The 17,048-nt window shown below is 72.6% G+C and carries 18 protein-coding genes; 12 read left to right on the forward strand and 6 right to left on the reverse strand.

Annotated elements, in window-relative coordinates; translation table 11 throughout:
- Window positions 1–5: 5 nt before the first annotated feature.
- From AB0D74_RS15510 to AB0D74_RS15535, 6 genes are all read left to right on the forward strand, one after another.
- Window positions 6–317 (forward strand): urease subunit beta, encoded by a 312-nt coding sequence (locus AB0D74_RS15510; RefSeq protein WP_362585627.1) that lies wholly within the window; start codon window positions 6–8, stop codon window positions 315–317.
- Window positions 310–2,031, forward strand: coding sequence for an urease subunit alpha (locus AB0D74_RS15515; RefSeq protein ID WP_362585630.1), 1,722 nt, complete (start codon window positions 310–312; stop codon window positions 2,029–2,031). Before AB0D74_RS15510 ends, AB0D74_RS15515 begins: the two co-directional genes overlap by 8 nt.
- Before the next feature lie 15 nt (window positions 2,032–2,046).
- On the forward strand, window positions 2,047–2,724 hold the full coding sequence (locus AB0D74_RS15520) for an urease accessory UreF family protein (protein WP_362585633.1): 678 nt from the start codon (window positions 2,047–2,049) through the stop codon (window positions 2,722–2,724).
- A 251-nt stretch (window positions 2,725–2,975) separates the two neighbouring features.
- On the forward strand, window positions 2,976–3,656 hold the full coding sequence (ureG, locus tag AB0D74_RS15525) for an urease accessory protein UreG (protein WP_362585636.1): 681 nt from the start codon (window positions 2,976–2,978) through the stop codon (window positions 3,654–3,656).
- Complete coding sequence (locus AB0D74_RS15530; RefSeq protein ID WP_362585639.1) at window positions 3,653–4,423, forward strand: urease accessory protein UreD; 771 nt, start codon at window positions 3,653–3,655, stop codon at window positions 4,421–4,423. The genes ureG and AB0D74_RS15530 overlap by 4 nt, the downstream gene beginning before the upstream one ends.
- A gap of 130 nt (window positions 4,424–4,553) precedes the next feature.
- Entirely contained in the window at window positions 4,554–6,158 is a 1,605-nt protein-coding gene (locus tag AB0D74_RS15535) for an alpha/beta hydrolase (RefSeq protein ID WP_362585642.1), read from the forward strand.
- A gap of 69 nt (window positions 6,159–6,227) precedes the next feature.
- Here AB0D74_RS15535 and AB0D74_RS15540 read toward each other — a convergent pair whose 3' ends face one another.
- Window positions 6,228–6,953 carry a lysophospholipid acyltransferase family protein gene (locus AB0D74_RS15540; protein WP_362585645.1) on the reverse strand — a complete coding sequence of 242 codons (726 nt, stop codon included), beginning with the start codon at window positions 6,951–6,953 and terminating at the stop codon, window positions 6,228–6,230.
- A gap of 140 nt (window positions 6,954–7,093) precedes the next feature.
- Window positions 7,094–8,317, reverse strand: coding sequence for a metallophosphoesterase (locus AB0D74_RS15545; protein ID WP_362585648.1), 1,224 nt, complete (start codon window positions 8,315–8,317; stop codon window positions 7,094–7,096).
- A 432-nt stretch (window positions 8,318–8,749) separates the two neighbouring features.
- On the opposite strand from AB0D74_RS15545, the gene AB0D74_RS15550 reads away from it, so the two are divergent.
- Both AB0D74_RS15550 and AB0D74_RS15555 read left to right on the forward strand, forming a co-directional pair.
- Window positions 8,750–9,163, forward strand: coding sequence for a DUF6153 family protein (locus AB0D74_RS15550; RefSeq protein WP_362585651.1), 414 nt, complete (start codon window positions 8,750–8,752; stop codon window positions 9,161–9,163).
- An 83-nt stretch (window positions 9,164–9,246) separates the two neighbouring features.
- The gene (locus tag AB0D74_RS15555) at window positions 9,247–9,864 is read left to right on the forward strand and encodes a DUF305 domain-containing protein (RefSeq protein ID WP_362585654.1); all 618 of its coding nucleotides are present in this window, start codon (window positions 9,247–9,249) and stop codon (window positions 9,862–9,864) included.
- 44 nt (window positions 9,865–9,908) lie between these two features.
- On the opposite strand, the gene rocD is transcribed toward AB0D74_RS15555, so the two are convergent.
- From rocD to AB0D74_RS15570, 3 genes are all read right to left on the reverse strand, one after another.
- Window positions 9,909–11,129 (reverse strand): ornithine--oxo-acid transaminase, encoded by a 1,221-nt coding sequence (gene rocD / locus AB0D74_RS15560; protein ID WP_362585657.1) that lies wholly within the window; start codon window positions 11,127–11,129, stop codon window positions 9,909–9,911.
- 29 nt (window positions 11,130–11,158) lie between these two features.
- The gene (gene ddaH, locus AB0D74_RS15565) at window positions 11,159–11,968 is read right to left on the reverse strand and encodes a dimethylargininase (protein WP_362585660.1); all 810 of its coding nucleotides are present in this window, start codon (window positions 11,966–11,968) and stop codon (window positions 11,159–11,161) included.
- Window positions 11,969–12,113: 145 nt separating this feature from the next.
- On the reverse strand, window positions 12,114–12,599 hold the full coding sequence (locus AB0D74_RS15570; protein WP_351714537.1) for an Lrp/AsnC family transcriptional regulator: 486 nt from the start codon (window positions 12,597–12,599) through the stop codon (window positions 12,114–12,116).
- 111 nt (window positions 12,600–12,710) lie between these two features.
- Here AB0D74_RS15570 and AB0D74_RS15575 point away from each other — a divergent pair, with 111 nt between their 5' ends.
- From AB0D74_RS15575 to AB0D74_RS15590, 4 genes are read left to right on the forward strand one after another with little or no spacing between them, the layout of a single operon-like run.
- Window positions 12,711–13,460, forward strand: coding sequence for a DNA-binding response regulator (locus AB0D74_RS15575; RefSeq protein ID WP_362585664.1), 750 nt, complete (start codon window positions 12,711–12,713; stop codon window positions 13,458–13,460).
- 1 nt (window position 13,461) lies between these two features.
- On the forward strand, window positions 13,462–13,821 hold the full coding sequence (locus AB0D74_RS15580; protein ID WP_362585667.1) for a hypothetical protein: 360 nt from the start codon (window positions 13,462–13,464) through the stop codon (window positions 13,819–13,821).
- 22 nt (window positions 13,822–13,843) lie between these two features.
- Complete coding sequence (locus AB0D74_RS15585) at window positions 13,844–15,556, forward strand: cation acetate symporter (protein ID WP_362585670.1); 1,713 nt, start codon at window positions 13,844–13,846, stop codon at window positions 15,554–15,556.
- Window positions 15,553–16,734 carry a histidine kinase gene (locus AB0D74_RS15590; RefSeq protein ID WP_362585673.1) on the forward strand — a complete coding sequence of 394 codons (1,182 nt, stop codon included), beginning with the start codon at window positions 15,553–15,555 and terminating at the stop codon, window positions 16,732–16,734. Before AB0D74_RS15585 ends, AB0D74_RS15590 begins: the two co-directional genes overlap by 4 nt.
- Before the next feature lie 93 nt (window positions 16,735–16,827).
- Here AB0D74_RS15590 and AB0D74_RS15595 read toward each other — a convergent pair whose 3' ends face one another.
- Window positions 16,828–17,007 (reverse strand): hypothetical protein, encoded by a 180-nt coding sequence (locus AB0D74_RS15595; RefSeq protein ID WP_293996352.1) that lies wholly within the window; start codon window positions 17,005–17,007, stop codon window positions 16,828–16,830.
- Between the last annotated feature and the right edge of the window lie 41 nt (window positions 17,008–17,048).

Genomic DNA, 17,048 nt, shown 5'->3' on the forward strand with positions numbered 1-17,048 from the left:
CGCCGATGATTCCCGGAGAAGTGCTCTTCGCCGACGGGCCCGTCGTATTCAATGCGGGCCGCGAGGTCACCCGGATGACCGTCCTCAACGCCGCCGACCGGCCCGTCCAGGTCGGCTCCCACTACCACTTCGCCGAGGCCAACCCCGGCCTGGAGTTCGACCGGGACGCGGCCCGCGGCAAGCGGCTGAACGTCGCCGCCGGCACCGCCGTCCGCTTCGAGCCCGGCATCCCCGTCGACGTCGAACTCGTCCCGCTCGCCGGCGCCCGTGTGGTGCCCGGACTGCGCGGCGAGACCGGAGGTGCCCTCGATGCCTGAGATCTCCCGCGCCGCCTACGCCGACCTGTTCGGGCCGACCACCGGCGACCGGATCCGGCTCGCCGACACCGACCTGCTCGTCGAGATCGAGGAGGACCGCTCCGGCGGCCCCGGACTCGCCGGGGACGAGGCGGTCTTCGGCGGCGGCAAGGTCATCCGCGAGTCCATGGGACAGTCGCGTGCTACGCGCGCAGACGGCACCCCCGACACGGTCGTCACGGGCGCCGTGATCATCGACCACTGGGGCATCGTCAAGGCCGACATCGGCATCCGAGACGGCCGGATCACCGGCATCGGCAAGGCCGGCAACCCCGACACCATGGACGGCGTCCACCCCGACCTGGTGATCGGCCCCGAGACCGAGGTCATCGCCGGGAACGGCCGGATCCTCACCGCGGGCGGCGTCGACGCGCACGTCCACTTCATCTGCCCGCAGATCGCCGACGAGGCCCTGTCGGCCGGGGTCACCACCCTGGTGGGCGGCGGCACCGGCCCCGCCGAGGGGTCCAAGGCGACCACCGTCACCCCCGGGCCGTGGCACCTCGCCCGGATGCTGGAGGCGATGGAGCAGTACCCGCTCAACATCGGCTTCCTCGGCAAGGGCAACACCGTCTCGCACGAGGCGATGCTCTCCCAGATCCGGGGCGGGGCACTCGGCCTGAAGCTGCACGAGGACTGGGGATCGACCCCGGCCGTCATCGACGCCTCCCTGACCGTCGCCGACCGGACCGGCGTCCAGGTCGCCATCCACACGGACACCCTGAACGAAGCGGGCTTCGTGGCGGACACCCTCGCCGCGATCGGCGGGCGCGGGATCCACGCTTACCACACCGAGGGCGCGGGCGGCGGGCACGCCCCGGACATCATGACCGTGGTCTCCGAACCGCACGTGCTGCCGAGCTCGACCAACCCGACCCGGCCGTACACGGTGAACACCGCCGAGGAACACCTCGACATGCTGATGGTGTGCCACCACCTCAACCCGGCGGTGCCCGAGGACCTGGCCTTCGCCGAGTCACGGATCCGGCCGTCGACCATCGGCGCGGAGGACATACTCCACGACCTCGGCGCGATCTCGATCATCTCCTCCGACGCGCAGGCCATGGGGCGGGTGGGCGAGGTGATCCTGCGGACCTGGCAGACCGCGCACGTGATGAAGCGGCGGCGCGGCGCCCTGCCGGGTGACGGGCGGGCCGACAACCACCGGGTACGGCGGTACGTCGCCAAGTACACGATCAACCCGGCCCTCGCGCAGGGCCTGGCTCGCGAGATCGGCTCGGTCGAGACCGGCAAGCTCGCCGACCTCGTGCTCTGGGAGCCCGCGTTCTTCGGGGTCAAGCCGCACCTCGTCCTCAAGGGCGGGCAGATCGCCTACGCGCAGATGGGCGACGCCAACGCGTCGATCCCGACGCCCCAGCCGATCCTGCCGCGCCCGATGTACGGTGCGATCGGACGGGCACCGGCCGCCAACTCCTTCAACTTCGTCGCCCCGTTGGCGATCGACGACGGGTTGCCGGAGCGGCTGCAGCTCGGGAAGCGGTTCGTCGCCATCGAGTCGACCCGTGGCGTGACCAAGGCGGACATGCGGGAGAACGACGCGCGCCCGCACGTCCGGGTGGATCCCGACAGCTTCGCCGTGCACATCGACGGGGAACTGGTCGAGGCGACACCTGCCGCCGAACTTCCCATGGCCCAGCGCTACTTCCTGTTCTGAGAGCTGGTGGGTGTGGTGTCTCGGGCAGCGTTGCTGGTACTGGCCGACGGCCGCTTCCCCGCCGGAGGGCACGCGCACTCCGGCGGGGCGGAGGCGGCCGTCAAGGCCGGGCGGATCACCGGGGCCGCGGACCTGGAGGAGTACTGCCGGGGGCGGCTGCACACGGCCGGGCTGACGGCGGGTGCGGTCGCCGCGGCTGCGGTACTCGGTGCGGACGTACGGGAGTTGGACGCGGCCCTCGACGCGCGGACGCCGTCGGTCGCGCTGCGGGGTGCGGCGCGACGGCTCGGGCGGCAGTTGCTGCGGGCCGCGCGGGTGGCCTGGCCGGGGGCCGAACTGGACGGCCTGGCGCGGGAGTTCCCCAAGGGGGCGCATCAGCCGGTGGTGTTGGGGGTGGTGGCCAGGGCGGCGGGGCTCTCGGCGGTGGACGCGGCGTACTGCGCGGCGTACGAGTGTGTGAGCGGGCCGGCCACGGCGGTGGTGCGGTTGCTGAGTCTGGATCCGTTCGAGGCGACGGGGGTGCTGGCGAGGCTGGCGGGGGAGGTGGACCGGGTGGCGGACCGGGCGGTGGAGGCGGCGCGGGGGGTGGTCGGCGGGGCGGGGGTCGAGGCGTTGCCCGCGGGGTCGGCGCCGGTGATGGAGATCGGGGCGGAGTGGCATGCGGGGTGGGCGGTGCGGTTGTTCGCGTCGTAGGGGGTTTCGCCCCCGCCGCCCCTACCCGTCCCGTCCTTCCAAGGGGTGGGCCCCCTTCGACCGCCCGGTTCGGGGGCTGCCGCCCCCGGACCCCCGCATCGGCCTCCGGCCTCGTCCTCAAACGCCGGACGGGCTGAGATGTGGTGCCGACCGGCCTTCGTCCTCAAGCACCGGACGGGCTGGAAGGTGGGGGCGCTGACCGGTCTTCACCCTCGAACTTCTGAAACGGACTCACCACACAAGGAGCTGTCATGCATCTCGACCACGACCATCACCACGGCCCGGCTGCGCTGAGCGCCGACGCTCAGCGGCCCGACGGGTCCCGGCGGGCTCTGCGGATCGGGCTCGGGGGGCCCGTGGGGTCCGGGAAGACGGCTACCGTTGCCGCGCTGTGCCGGGTTCTGCGGGACGAGTTGTCCCTGGCTGTCGTCACCAATGACATCTACACCCGGGAGGACGCCGAGTTCCTGCTCCGGGAGGCCGTGCTGCCGCCGGAGCGGATCAGTGCCGTCGAGACGGGGGCCTGTCCGCACACCGCGATCAGGGACGACATCTCGGCCAACCTCGAAGCCGTGGAGGACCTGGAGGACGAGGTCGGGCCGCTGGACCTGATCCTCGTCGAGTCCGGTGGGGACAATCTGACCGCCACCTTCTCCAAGGGGCTCGTGGACGCGCAGATCTTCGTGATCGACGTGGCGGGAGGCGACGACATCCCGCGCAAGGGCGGACCGGGGGTGACCACGGCCGACCTGCTCGTCGTGAACAAGACGGACCTCGCTCCCCATGTCGGGTCGGATCTGGCGCGGATGGCCGCCGACGCCAAGGCGCAGCGGGCCGAACTGCCCGTCGTCTTCCAGTCGCTGCGCGGCGAGACCGGTGTCGCGGACGTGGCCGCGTGGGTGCGGGAGCGGCTCGCCGCGTGGGCCGGATGACGGGGACGGGCGTACGCGCCGTCGCTCGGATCGTCGCCCGGGCCGACGGGCGGGGCGGTACCGCGCTTCCGGTGCTGGAGGGCGAGGGACCGCTCGCGCTGCGGCGTACCCGGGGGAGCGGGGCCGAGGCCCGGGTGATGGTCGTCGGGGCGATGAGCGGGCCGCTCGGCGGGGACCGGTTCGGGATCGAGGCCCGGGTCGGGGAAGGGGCCCGGCTGAGCGTCGGGTCGGCCGCCGCGACCATCGCCCTGCCCGGGCAGGGGAAGGAGGAGGCCCGGTACGACGTACGGCTGGACGTCGCCGACGGAGGCGAACTGCGCTGGCTGCCGGAGCAGTTGATCTCCGCCAAGGGCAGTGACCTGTGCGTCTCCACACGCGTCGAGGTCGGCGCGCGGGGACGGCTCGTGCTGCGGGAGGAGCAGGTGCTCGGGCGGGTGGGGGAGGAGCCGGGGCGGCTCGGCAGCCGGCTCACCGTGCGGGTGGCCGGGAGAGCGGTACTGGACCAGGAGCTGGCCTGCGGGCCCGGGGCACCCGGCGGCTGGGACGGGCCCGCCGTGCTGGCGGGACATCGCGCGGTCGGGCAACTCGTCGTCGTACGGCCGGAGTTCGCGGTGCATCCGGTGGAGGCGCGGATGCTGGGGGAGGGCGCCGCGCTCACTCCGCTCGCCGGGCCCGCCGTACTGGTGAGTGCGGTGGCCGGGGACGCGCTGCGGCTGCGCCGGGTCCTGGACGAGGCATGGGAGACATTGGCCCAGTTGGGCGGTTGATCCGCTCAGCGGTACGCCGAAATCCGGTTATCGGATTGGTAAAGACGGCTGTTGAGGCCTGTTCTCAGGTGCCTCACAGACGTAAGGATCTCCCCTGACCATTCGTCATGATGGAGGGGGAGGAGCCCACTTGAGGGACTACTTCAGATCGAGGAGTCGCGTGCTGGCGCTCGGTTCGGCCGGGACGCTCGTCACGGCCAGCCTGCTCACCGGTGCGCTCGCGGTTCCCGCCGCCGGCGCCGAGGCCCGGCACGGCGGCCAGGACCGCGCGCAGCAGGGCGCGGCGATCGCCGCCGCCCGGGCCGCCAAGGCCGGGATCGCCTGGGCCGACTGCCCGGCCGACTGGGCCCTGACCAAGCCCGTCCAGTGCGGCTGGGTCAGCGTGCCGCTCGACTACACCAAGCCCTACGGCAAGCAGATCAGGCTTGCCGTCGACCGAATAGGCAGCACGGGGACGCCGGCCGAGCGCCAGGGCGCGCTCGTCTACAACCCCGGCGGCCCCGGCGGCTCGGGCATGCGCTTCCCGCTCCGGGTCACCACCAAGAACCCCCTGTGGGTCAACACCTCGAAGGCGTACGACTTCGTGGGCTTCGACCCGCGTGGCGTCGGCCACTCCGCGCCCATCTCCTGCCAGGACCCGCAGGAGTTCGTGAAGGCCCCCAAGGCCGACCCGGTGCCGGACAGCGAGGCCGACAAGACCGCTCAGCGCAAGCTGGCCAAGCAGTACGCGGACGGCTGCGCCGAGCGCACCGGCCGCGCGATGCTCCAGCAGATGACCACCGCGAACACCGCCCGCGACCTGGACGTGATCCGGGCCGCGCTCGGCGAGCAGAAGCTCAACTACCTCGGTGTCTCCTACGGCACCTACCTCGGCGCGGTGTACGGCACGCTGTTCCCGGGGCACGTGCGCCGGATGATCGTCGACAGCGTCGTCAACCCGTCCCGGAAGAACATCTGGTACCAGGCCAACCTGGACCAGGACGTCGCCTTCGAGGGCCGCTGGAAGGACTGGGAGGACTGGGTCGCCGCTCACGACTCCGCCTTCCACCTGGGGACCACCCGGGACGCCGTCCAGGCCAAGTGGCTCCAGCTGCGCGCCACCGCCAAGGCGAACCCGATCGGCGGGGTCGTCGGACCGGCCGAGCTGATCGGCTTCTTCCAGAGCGCCCCGTACTACGACTCCTCGTGGGTCCCGGTCGCCACGGTGTTCAGCAAGTACTTCGCCGGTGACACCCAGGCCCTGGTCGACGCCGCCGCCCCGGACCTGACCGACACCGCCGGCAACATCACCTCGGAGAACGGCAACGCCGTCTACACCGCGGTCGAGTGCACCGACGCCAAGTGGCCGACCGGCTGGCACAAGTGGGACCGCGACAACACCGAGCTCAACAAGCAGTACCCCTTCATGACCTGGGCCAACGCCTGGCTCAACCTGCCGTGTGCCACGTGGCCGGTCAAGCAGCAGACCCCGGTGGAGGTCAGGACCCACAAGGGTCTGCCGCCGGTGCTGATCGTGCAGTCCACGCGTGACGCCGCCACCCCGTACCCCGGCGCCGTCGAACTGCACAAGCGCTTCCAGGGCTCCCGGCTCATCACCGAGCAGGGCGCCGGTTCGCACGGTGTGACCGGCCTGGTCAACCCGTGCATCAACAGCCGCGTCGACGCCTACCTGCTCACCGGCAAGCTGGACGGCGCGGACGTCACCTGCACCCCGCACGCGACACCGCAGCCGTAGCACCTCCGGTACGACGACGAGGGGCGGCGGGATCCACTCCCGCCGCCCCTCCCGTACGTCCCCACGGCCTCAACTCAGCGGCGCCCGCGGGAACCTGCGCTCCTTCTCGCCCTTCGCCGCCGTCTGCCCGGCCTTGACGACGGCCGCGTACTCGTCGACGTACTCCTGCTCGGAGAGGGTCAGGATGGCGTACATGATCTCGTCGGTGATCGCGCGCAGGACGGCCTTCTCGTGCTCCATCCCGGCGTAGCGGGAGAACTCGAGGGGCTTGCCGAAGCGGATCACGACCGGGTGGACGTTCGGGATGACCTTGCCGGGCGGCTGCGCCTCGAACGTGCCGATCATCGCGCAGGGGATCACCGGGACACCGGCCCGCAGGGCCATCACGGCGACCCCGACCTTGCCCTTGTACAGGCGGCCGTCGTGCGAGCGGGTGCCCTCCGGATAGATGCCGAGCAACTCGCCCTTGCTCAGCACCCCGAGCCCCTCCCGGATCGCCGCCTGGCCCGCCTCCTTGCCGGAGCGGTCCACCGGGATCTGCCCGGCGCTGCGGAAGAAGAAGGCGGTCAGCCGGCCCCGCACCCCCGGCCCCGTGAAGTACTCGGCCTTGGCGAGGAAGGTGATGCGTCGCTTGAGGACGGCCGGCATCAGGAAGTGGTCGGAGAAGGAGAGATGGTTGCCGGCGATGATCGCCGGCCCCGTCGGCGGCACGTGTTCCAGGCCCTCGATCCGCGGCCGGAACACCACTCTCAGCAGCGGCCCCAGCAGTACGTACTTGAGCAGGTAGTAGAACACGGCTCGCCCCTCACTTGTTCATTCCCCCAGGTTGGCTGGGCGGCGGGTCGGACTCCGGCGGCGGCTGTCTGGATCTTCGGCTCAGTGTCTCAGCGATATGAGGGTGAGTCACTACGAGCGGAGACCGGAGCGCGCCTTGCTCACCTCGGCGAGGTCGGCGGCTGCGGGGAGCGGAGTACCAGCAGGGTGATCTCGCTGGGGGCGAAGACGCGGAACGGCGGGCCCCAGAAGCCGGTGCCGCGGCTGGTGTAGAGCAGGGTGCGGGCGCCGTGGCGGCTGAGGCCGGCCACGACGGGCTGGTCGATGCGGACCAGGTAGTGGAAGGGCCAGATCTGGCCGCCGTGGGTGTGGCCGGAGAGCTGGAGGTCGATGCCGTGGGCCGCCGCCCGGTCGACGAACTTCGGCTGGTGGGCCAGGAGCAGGACGGGCAGGTCGGGGTCGGCGCCGTCCAGGGCTCCGGCCAGGTGGGCGCGGTGGCCCGCCAGGCCGGAGGACTCGGCGGTGACGTCGTCCACGCCGGCCACCACCAGGGTGTCGCCGCCGCGTTCGACCAGCAGGTGGCGGTTGCGCAGCGGCTCCCAGCCCAGTTCGTCCATCAGGTCGACCCAGCCCTGGGCCTCGCTGTAGTACTCGTGGTTGCCGGTGACGTAGACACGCGCCCGGGTGGCCCGCACGGTACCGAGGGGGACGGCCTGGGCGCGGCGGCGTTCGGCCGTACCGTCCGCGATGTCGCCGGTGTGGCAGACCACGTCGGCTTCGAGGCTGTTCACCGTCTCGCACACCCGTTCCGACCAGCGGGCGCGGTCGAGCGGGCCGTAGTGGGTGTCGGTGATGAGGGCGACGCGGAGGCCGTCCAACCCGGCACCCAGCCGGGGGAGTTGCACGTCGAGGCGGCGCACCCGGGGCACGCGGCGGGCCTCGGCGTACCCCCAGGCGAGCAGTACGGCGGTCGTGCCGAGGACGGCCCACGTGACGATACGGGCCCGGTCCTGGCTCGCGCCGACTCCGGCCACGGTCAGGGCGAGCCGCAGGAGGACGCCGAGCAGAACGGACCAGGTGAACAGCGTCCAGCCGGCGCCCAGCAGGGTGTCCCCGGCTATCGCCGCCCGGTCCTGCTGACGCCGGCCGTGGCCGCGCATCATCGCGAGCGGCATACCGACGAGGCCGAGGACGAACAGCGCGGTGCCGGCCAGCGAGACGGGCAGCGGCCAGTGCTGGCCGGTGTACAGGAGCACCCAGCAGGGCACCGTCCACAGCAGGACGGGGGCGATCAGGGGGATGTAGCGCATCAGGCGGTGCAGTCGGCTCTGCCGCGGATCCTCCGCCGCGCTGTCGGCGGGTCGGGTGTCGCTGGTGTCGGTCACGCTTGGCCTCTCTGACCTGTCTGCCGTCCCGCGCACTGTATCCGGTCCGCCGCGGGCCGGATCCGGCGTCCGGGCCTGCCGACGGGCACGCCAAGACCCCCGGGCGACAGGTGCCCGGGGGTCCCGCGGACGTATGCGGGGGCCGCGGGGGCCGGCGGAAGACCACGCTCTCCCCGCGGTGGCTGCCCCACGTCTCGCCCGTGCGCTTCGGCAGCGGCTGCGCCACGCCCGTGCAGCCGTAGGTGTCGTAGACCACGGCGTCGCGGTCGGTCTGGTTGCCGGCGCCGAAGGCGGGGGAGCCGAAGTCGTGGCACACGCTGCTGCCGGACCCGGCGGGACGGGGACAACCGGCGTACGGCGCCGGTGCCGTGACACGGCCGGCCGGGGTGTGCCGGGCCGGCCCGCTCTCAGGGTGCGCATAGGATGGTCCCGATGCGCCCCACCGAGCCGCCCGCCGCCCGACCGCCGCACCGGCGTCTGCGCAGCCTGCTCGTACTGGGGCTGCTGGCCGGGCTGTTCGGCATGCACGCGCTGGCACCCGGCGGTGTCATGGGAACGGCGATGCACGGCGGGCACGAGCCGACCGTCACCCGTGCGGCGGTCGTGGTCACCGCGTACGACGGCTGCCCCGGCGACGACGGCCACTGCGGCGGCGACCACGCGCACCACGCCGACGCGACCTGCGCCTCCGGTGCGGTCGGCGGCGGACCGGCGCTGCCCGCGCTGGTACCGGACCCGGTCCCCGCGCTCGCGGGCGACTGCCTGCGCCCTTCCCGCCCGGCCGTGGCGCCGGACGGCGCACGGGCACCCCCCGACCTGGCCGAACTCCAGCTCCTGCGGATCTAGAGGCACCCGAGCCGGCCGTACGCGCACCAGTGCGGCGGCCGTGCTCCCGCGTGCCCGTACAGACCTATCGCAGGAGACCCGGCATGACCATCACGCGTACCCGTTCCGTCCTCGTCGCGCTCACCGCGACCGCCGCCCTGGCCCTCACCGGGTGCGGCAGCGGCGACGACAGCTCCGCCACCGCGCACGCGTCGCACTCGGCGGCGGCCGGCACCACCGCGACCGCCACCGCCGGTGCGCACAACGCGCAGGACGTGACCTTCGCGCAGAGCATGATCCCGCACCACCAGCAGGCCCTGGAGATGGCCGGCCTCGCCGTCGACCGTGCCTCCTCCGCCCCGGTACGGGACCTCGCGGCCCGGATCGAGAAGGCCCAGGAGCCCGAGATCAGGACCATGACCGGCTGGCTCGGGGCCTGGGGCGAGGACGTGCCCATGGCGGGCATGGACCACAGCGGCCACGCCGGCATGACCGGCATGATGTCCGACAAGGACATGGCCATGCTCAAGCAGGCCGAGGGGACGGACTTCGACACGATGTTCCTGACCATGATGGTCAAGCACCACCAGGGCGCGGTGGAGATGGCCGGCACCGAGCAGGCCAAGGGCGAGTACGGCCCGGCCACCGGCATGGCGGGCGCCATCGTCACCGCCCAGAACGCCGAGATCAAGGAGATGAACAAGCTCCTCGGCAAGGGCTGACCGGGGTCGGGGTGGCCGCGCCCACGGGCGCGGCCACCCCGGGCTCAGGCCGCCAGTACCTTCTCCAACGCGCCCAGCGCCGACCGCAGTTCCTCCGCCGTGACGGTCAGCGGCGGGGCCAGCCGGATCGTGGAGCCGTGGGTGTCCTTGACCAGGACGCCCTCGCGCATCAGGCGCTCGCCGATCTCCCGCCCGGTGCCGATCGCCGGGTCCACGTCGACGCCCGCCCACAGCCCGCGCGAGCGGAAGCCGACCACGCCGTCGCCGACCAGCTCCGTCAGGCCGTCCCGGAGGATCACGCCCAGCTCGGTGGCCCGGCGCTGGAAGTCACCGGTCTCCAGGAGCTCGACCACCGCCGTGCCGACCGCCGCCGCCAGCGGGTTGCCGCCGAACGTCGAGCCGTGCTCGCCGGGGTGCAGCACCCCCAGCACCTCCCGGCGCGCCACCACCGCGGACACCGGCACGATCCCGCCGCCCAGCGCCTTGCCGAGCAGCAGCACGTCCGGGACGACGTCCTCGTGGTCGACGGCGAGGGTGCGGCCGGTGCGGCCGAGGCCGGACTGGATCTCGTCGGCGATGAACAGGCAGTTCTTGCGGCGGGTCAGCTCCCGCACCCCGGTCAGATAGCCGTCGTCGGGGATCAGCACCCCGGCCTCGCCCTGGATGGGCTCGATCAGCACCGCCGCCGTGGTCTCGTCGACGGCCGCCTCCAGCGCGGCCAGGTCGTTGTACGGCACGATCCGGAAGCCCGGCGTGAACGGGCCGAAGCCCGCCCGCGCCGTCTCGTCCGTGGAGAAGCTGACGATCGTGGTCGTCCGGCCGTGGAAGTTGTCCGCGGCGACGACGATCGTGGCCCGGTCGGCGGGGACGCCCTTCACGTCGTACGCCCACTTGCGGGCCACCTTGATGCCGGACTCCACCGCCTCGGCCCCGGTGTTCATCGGCAGCACCATGTCCAGGCCGGTCAACTCCGCGAGCCGCTCGGCGAATTCGGCGAGCCGGTCGTTGTGGAAGGCGCGCGAGGTGAGGGTGAGGCGGTCCAGCTGGCGGTGCGCGGCCTCGATCAGCGCCGGGTGGCGGTGGCCGAAGTTGAGGGCCGAGTAGCCGGCCAGCATGTCGAGGTAGCGGCGGCCCTCGACGTCCTCCACCCAGGCGCCCTCGGCGCGGGCCACCACGACGGGCAGCGGGTGGTAGTTGTGCGCGAGGACCGGTCCCTCCGCCTCGATCAGCTCGGCGGAGGTGCGTGCGCGTGCGGGTGCGGTCATCAGGGGGATCTCCTGGTCCTCGGCGGCGGTCAGCGGATTTCCTGGGTGCAGCACTTGATGCCGCCGCCTGCCTTGTGGAACTCCGACAGGTCGACGGGGACGGGCTCGTAGCCCTGGTCGGCGAGCCGGGCGGCGAGCGCCTCGGCCTGCGGCGCGATGAAGACATGGCGGCCGTCGGAGACCGAGTTAAGGCCCCACGCCAGTGCGTCGTCGCGGGTGGCGAGGACCGCCTCCGGGAACAGCCGGCTCAGCACGTCGCGGCTGCCGGGGGAGAAGGCCTCGGGGTAGTAGACGACGTTCTCCTCGTCGAGGACGAACAGCGCGGTGTCCAGGTGGTAGAAGTACGGGTCCACCAGGGTCAGGCTGATCACCGGATGGCCGAAGAACTCCTGCGCCTCCCGGTGCGCCTCGCGGCTGGTGCGGAACCCGGTGCCGGCGAGCAGGTACCGGCCCGTCCACACCAGGTCGCCCTCGCCCTCGACCACCGAGCCCGGGCGGTACACGTCGTAGCCCGCGGTCTTGAACCAGAGGTCGTAGTGGGAGGACTCGGGGCGCCGCTCGGGCGCGTGGAAGAGCGAGCCGAAGACACGGCCGCCGACGACCACCGCCGAGTTCGCGGCGAACACCATGTCGGGCAGGCCGGGGACCGGCTCCAGCCGGTCCACGCTGTGGCCATGGGTGCGGTAGGCGTCGATCAGCGCGGTCCACTGGTCCTGGGCCAGGTCGACGTCGACCCTGGTGTCGGGGTTCATCCAGGGATTGATCGCGTACTGCACGGCGAAATGTCTGGGTTCGCAGACAAGAAAGCGCCTGAGGCGCGGCACACGGCTTTCGGACACAGAGGTGTTCCTCCGCTTTCCCGCGGTGTCGACTGAGGGTTGACACCACGGTAGAAAGCGTCGGATACGGACGACAAGAAACAAATGTTGCGTGTCGGCGCAGGAACGCTGCGTCTCCGGTCCTGTAAACGCAGCATCGGTGCGTTTACTCCGGCACGGGGTGCGTGGCCCCGGCCTCCGGGCTCTCCGGCAGCAGATGCGACAGCACCATCACACTGATCGTCTTCCGGATGAACGGCTCGACGCGGATCCGCTCCAGCACCTCCTCGAAGTGGTCCACGTCCCGGGCCCGCACGTGCAGCAGCGCGTCCGCGCCGCCGGTCACCGTCATCGCCGCGGTGATCTCCGGATGGTTGCGGACCACCTCCGCGAGCCGCCGCGGCGGGGCCGCGCCCTCGCAGTACACCTCGACGTACGCCTCCGTGCGCCAGCCCAGGGCCGCCGGGGTGACGGTGGCCGTGAACCCGGTGATCACCCCGGTCTCGCGCAGCCGGTCGACCCGCCGCTTCACGGCCGTCGCGGAGAGCCCGACGGCCGCGCCGATCTCGGCGAAGCTGGTCCGCGCGTTCGCCATCAACGCGATGGTGATCTTCCGGTCGAGATCGTCGAAGGGGGCGGTGCCGCTGTTCATGCCCGCACTGTAACCACGGGCGAAGACACTTCGGGAACGCCACGTCATCCGACGCCGACGTCCACGTCCGGCACATGTCCAGCGCCGCGTTCCGCCGCCTACACTCCGTTCATGCTGCGCGCCCTCGCCGTCGACGACGAACGCCCCTCGCTGGAGGAGCTGCTGTATCTGCTGCACGCCGATCCGCGCATCGGCAGCGTCGAGGGCGCCGGGGACGCCACCGAGGCACTGCGCCGCATCACCCGCGCCCTGGAGTCCGGCCCGCACGGCCCCGAGGCCGTCGACGTCGTCTTCCTCGACGTCCAGATGCCCGGCCTGGACGGCCTGGACCTGGCCCGGCTGCTCACCGGCTTCGCCCGGCCCCCGCTGGTCGTCTTCGTCACCGCCCACGAGGACTTCGCGGTCAGGGCCTTCGATCTCAAGGCGGTCGACTACGTCCTGAAGCCGGTACGCAAGGAACGCCTCGCGGAGGCGGTACGCCGGGCCGCCGAACTGCGCGGCGCCGCACCCCGGATACCCGTCCACGAACCCGACCCCGACCACATACCCGTCGAACTCGGCGGCGTGACACGGTTCGTGGCGGTCGACGACATCACCCACGTCGAGGCCCAGGGCGACTACGCCCGCCTGCACACCGAGCGCGGCAGCCACCTCGTCCGCATCCCGCTCTCCACCCTGGAGGACCGCTGGCGCTCCCGCGGCTTCGTCCGCATCCACCGCCGGCACCTCGTCGCCCTCCGCCACATCGGCGAACTCCGCCTGGACGCGGGCACGGTGAGCGTCCTGGTCGGCGCCGAGGAGCTCCAGGTCAGCCGGCGCCACGCCCGCGAGCTGCGCGACCTGCTGATGAGGAGGGCCTGACGTGGCCGCGGACCCCGCCGAGCGCCGGGTCACCGTCACCGGCCCGCCCCGCCGCAGCCGCCGTACCTCCGGCTACTACCGGCCGCGCACCGAGATCGACGAGCAGACCACCCTCGGCCACACCTACGTCCGCTCCCTCATGCGCAGCCAACTGCGCGTCGCTCTCACCGTGTTCGCCGTCCTGGTGCTGCTCGTCGGGCCGCTCCCGCTGGTCTTCGCCGCCGCCCCCGAGGCCCGCCGCCTGGAGTGGCTGGTGCTCGGCTTCTGCCTCTACGCCCCGCTGATCCTGCTCGCCCGCTGGTACGTGCGCCGCGCCGAACGCAACGAGGAGGACTTCGTCCGCCTCGTCGAGGACCGATGAACTCCAGCTCGGACGAACCCAGATGAACTCCGGCTACGCCGTCCCGGCGGTCGCCCTCGTCGTCGTCGCGACCGTCCTCGTCGGCGCCTTCGGCCTGCGCATCTCCCGGACCACCTCCGACTTCTACGTCGCCTCCCGCACCGTCGGCCCCCGCCTGAACGCCGCCGCGATCAGCGGCGAGTACCTCTCCGCCGCCTCCTTCCTGGGCATCGCGGGACTGGTCCTCGTCCAGGGCCCCGACATGCTCTGGTACCCGGTCGGCTACACCGCCGGCTACCTCGTCCTGCTGCTCTTCGTCGCCGCCCCGCTGCGCCGCTCCGGCGCCTACACCCTCCCCGACTTCGCCGAGGCCCGGCTCGCCTCGCAGCCGGTACGACGACTGGCCGGGGCGTTCGTCGTCGGCGTCGGCTGGCTCTACCTGCTGCCCCAACTCCAGGGCGCCGGACTGACGCTGGCGGTCCTCACCGGCGCCCCCGACGCGCTCGGCGGGCTCATCGTGGCCGTGGTCGTCGTCGCCACCGTGGCGGCCGGCGGCATGCGCAGCATCACCTTCGTGCAGGCCTTCCAGTACTGGCTGAAGCTCACCGCCCTGCTCGTCCCCGCCCTCTTCCTCGTCCTCGCCTGGCAGAGCGCGGGCGCCCCCACCCACGCCTTCGACGAACCGGCCACCTTCCGCACCCAGCGCGCCGTAACCGTCCAGGACACCCTCTCCCTCAAGCTCGACCGCCCGCTCACGGTCACCGTCACCGGCACCGTCGACGGCCGGCGGCACGAGGACGCCAGGGTCACCCTCCCCGAGGGCACCCACCGCATCACCGCCGGTACCCGCCTGACCTTCGCCGAGGGCACCCGTGTCCCCGCCACCGACCGGGGCACCAACGGCGGCATGTCCACCTCGCTCGCCGAGAGCCGCGAGGAACGCCCGCTGTACGCCACGTACGGACTGATCCTCGCCACCTTCCTCGGCACCATGGGCCTGCCGCACGTCGTCGTCCGCTTCTACACCAGCCCGCACGGCGTCGCCGCCCGCCGCACCACGGTCGCCGTGCTCGCCCTGATCGGCCTCTTCTACCTGCTGCCGCCCGTCTACGGTGCCCTAGGCCGCCTCTACACCCCCGAGCTCACCCTCACCGGAGAGACGGACGCCGCCGTCCTGCTGCTGCCCGACCGGGTCGTCGGCGGCCTCGGCGGCGAGCTGCTCGGCGCGCTGGTGGCGGGCGGCGCCTTCGCCGCGTTCCTCTCCACCGCCTCCGGCCTCACCATGGCCGTCGCCGGCGTCCTCACCCAGGACGTCCTCCCGGCCCGCGGCGTACGGCACTTCAGACTCGGGACCGTCCTCGCCATGGCCGTACCGCTGGCCGCCAGCGTCCTGGTGGGCGGCCTGCCGGTCGCCGACGCCGTCGGACTGGCCTTCGCCGTCTCCGCCTCCTCCTTCTGCCCGTTACTGGTCCTCGGCATCTGGTGGCGCCGGCTGACCCCGCCCGGCGCGGCGGCCGGGATGCTGGCCGGCGGCGGCTCGGCGTTCTGCGCGGTGGCCGCGACGATGGCCGACCTGCCCGGCACCGGGAGCCTGCACGCCCTGCTCGCCTGGCCCGCCCTCTGGTCCGTCCCGCTGGGCTTCCTCACCATGATCCTGGTCTCCCTGGCGACCCCCGGCCGGGTACCGCCCGGGACGGCCGCGATCCTGGCCCGCTTCCACCTGCCCGAAGAGCTGCGCGCGGAGGTCAAGGCGTGACCGGGTTCCTGGCCGGCCTCCTCGTGGCCGTACTCCCGCTCCTCGCCGCCGGCTTCTGGCTCGGCCGCCGCACCGCACGCCCCGAGAGTCTCGGCGGCCTCGGCACCCCCGTCGAGCACGCCACCTTCGAGACCCTGCACACCGCCTCCCTCGCCGCGCCGCCGCTGCGCGCGGGCCTCACCGAGGAGACCGCCCGCCGCTCGGCCCGCCGACTGCGCACCCTGCTCGGCACCGACGCGCTCTGCCTCACCGACCACGACAACCTGCTGGTCTGGGACGGCGTCGGCGACCACCACCGCACCGAGATCATGGAACGGCTCGCCGGGCCGCTGGAGTCCGGCCGCGGCGAGGCCTTCCGCCTGCACTGCGAGCACCCCGACTGTCCGGTCCGCTGGGCGGTGGTCACGCCCCTCACCGTCGACGACCGCGTCCACGGCACCCTGGTCGCCTGTGCCCCGCGCGAGTCCGCCGTCCTGGTCCGGGCGGCCGGCGAGGTCGCCCGCTGGGTCAGCGTCCAGCTGGAGCTGGCCGACCTGGACCGCTCCCGCACCCGGCTCATCGAGGCCGAGATCCGCGCCCTGCGCGCCCAGATCTCCCCGCACTTCATCTTCAACTCGCTCGCGGTGATCGCCTCGTTCGTCCGCACCGACCCCGAGCGCGCCCGCGAGCTGCTGCTGGAGTTCGCCGACTTCACCCGCTACTCGTTCCGCAGGCACGGCGACTTCACCACCCTCGCCGACGAACTCCACGCCATCGACCACTACCTGGCGCTGGTCCGGGCCCGCTTCGGCGACCGCCTCACGGTCACGCTGCAGATCGCCCCCGAGGTGCTGCCGGTCACCCTGCCCTTCCTCTGCCTCCAGCCGCTGGTGGAGAACGCCGTCAAACACGGCCTCGAAGGCAAGACCGGCACCTGCCACATCCAGATCACCGCGCAGGACGAGGGCGCCGAGGCCCTGGTCGTCATCGAGGACGACGGCGCGGGCATGGACCCGGTCCTGCTGCGCAGCATCCTCGCGGGCGAGACGAGCCCGTCCGGGGGGATCGGCCTGTCCAACGTCGACGACCGGCTCCGCCAGGTGTACGGCGACGACCACGGGCTGGTCATCGAGACGGCGCCCGGGGCGGGGATGAAGATCACCGCGCGGTTGCCGAAGTACCAGGCCGGGGTGCACTAGCGCTCCGCGGCGCCGTCGTTGTCTGCCGCGCCGTGGGGGCTGGTCGCGCAGTTCCCCGCGCCCCTTTAGGGCGCTACAGGCGAGGGTGTCAGGTCAGTTGCTCTGGGTGACGACCATGGCCAGGGTCAGCAGGCCCAGGACCACCCAGCCGAACCAGAGCCAGCCGTTGCTGCCGAGGGCCACGGTGTAGGCGGTCACCACCACCAGGCCGCCGACGGTGAGCACCCCCATCGCCTTGGTCGCACCGTTCGAGCCGTTCGCAGAACCGGGCATCGCGACACCCTCCTCAGGGTCCGACTCCCTCCATGGTGCCC

This window comes from Streptomyces sp. NPDC048278, assembly GCF_040652195.1.
In the GTDB taxonomy this organism is placed as follows: domain Bacteria; phylum Actinomycetota; class Actinomycetes; order Streptomycetales; family Streptomycetaceae; genus Streptomyces.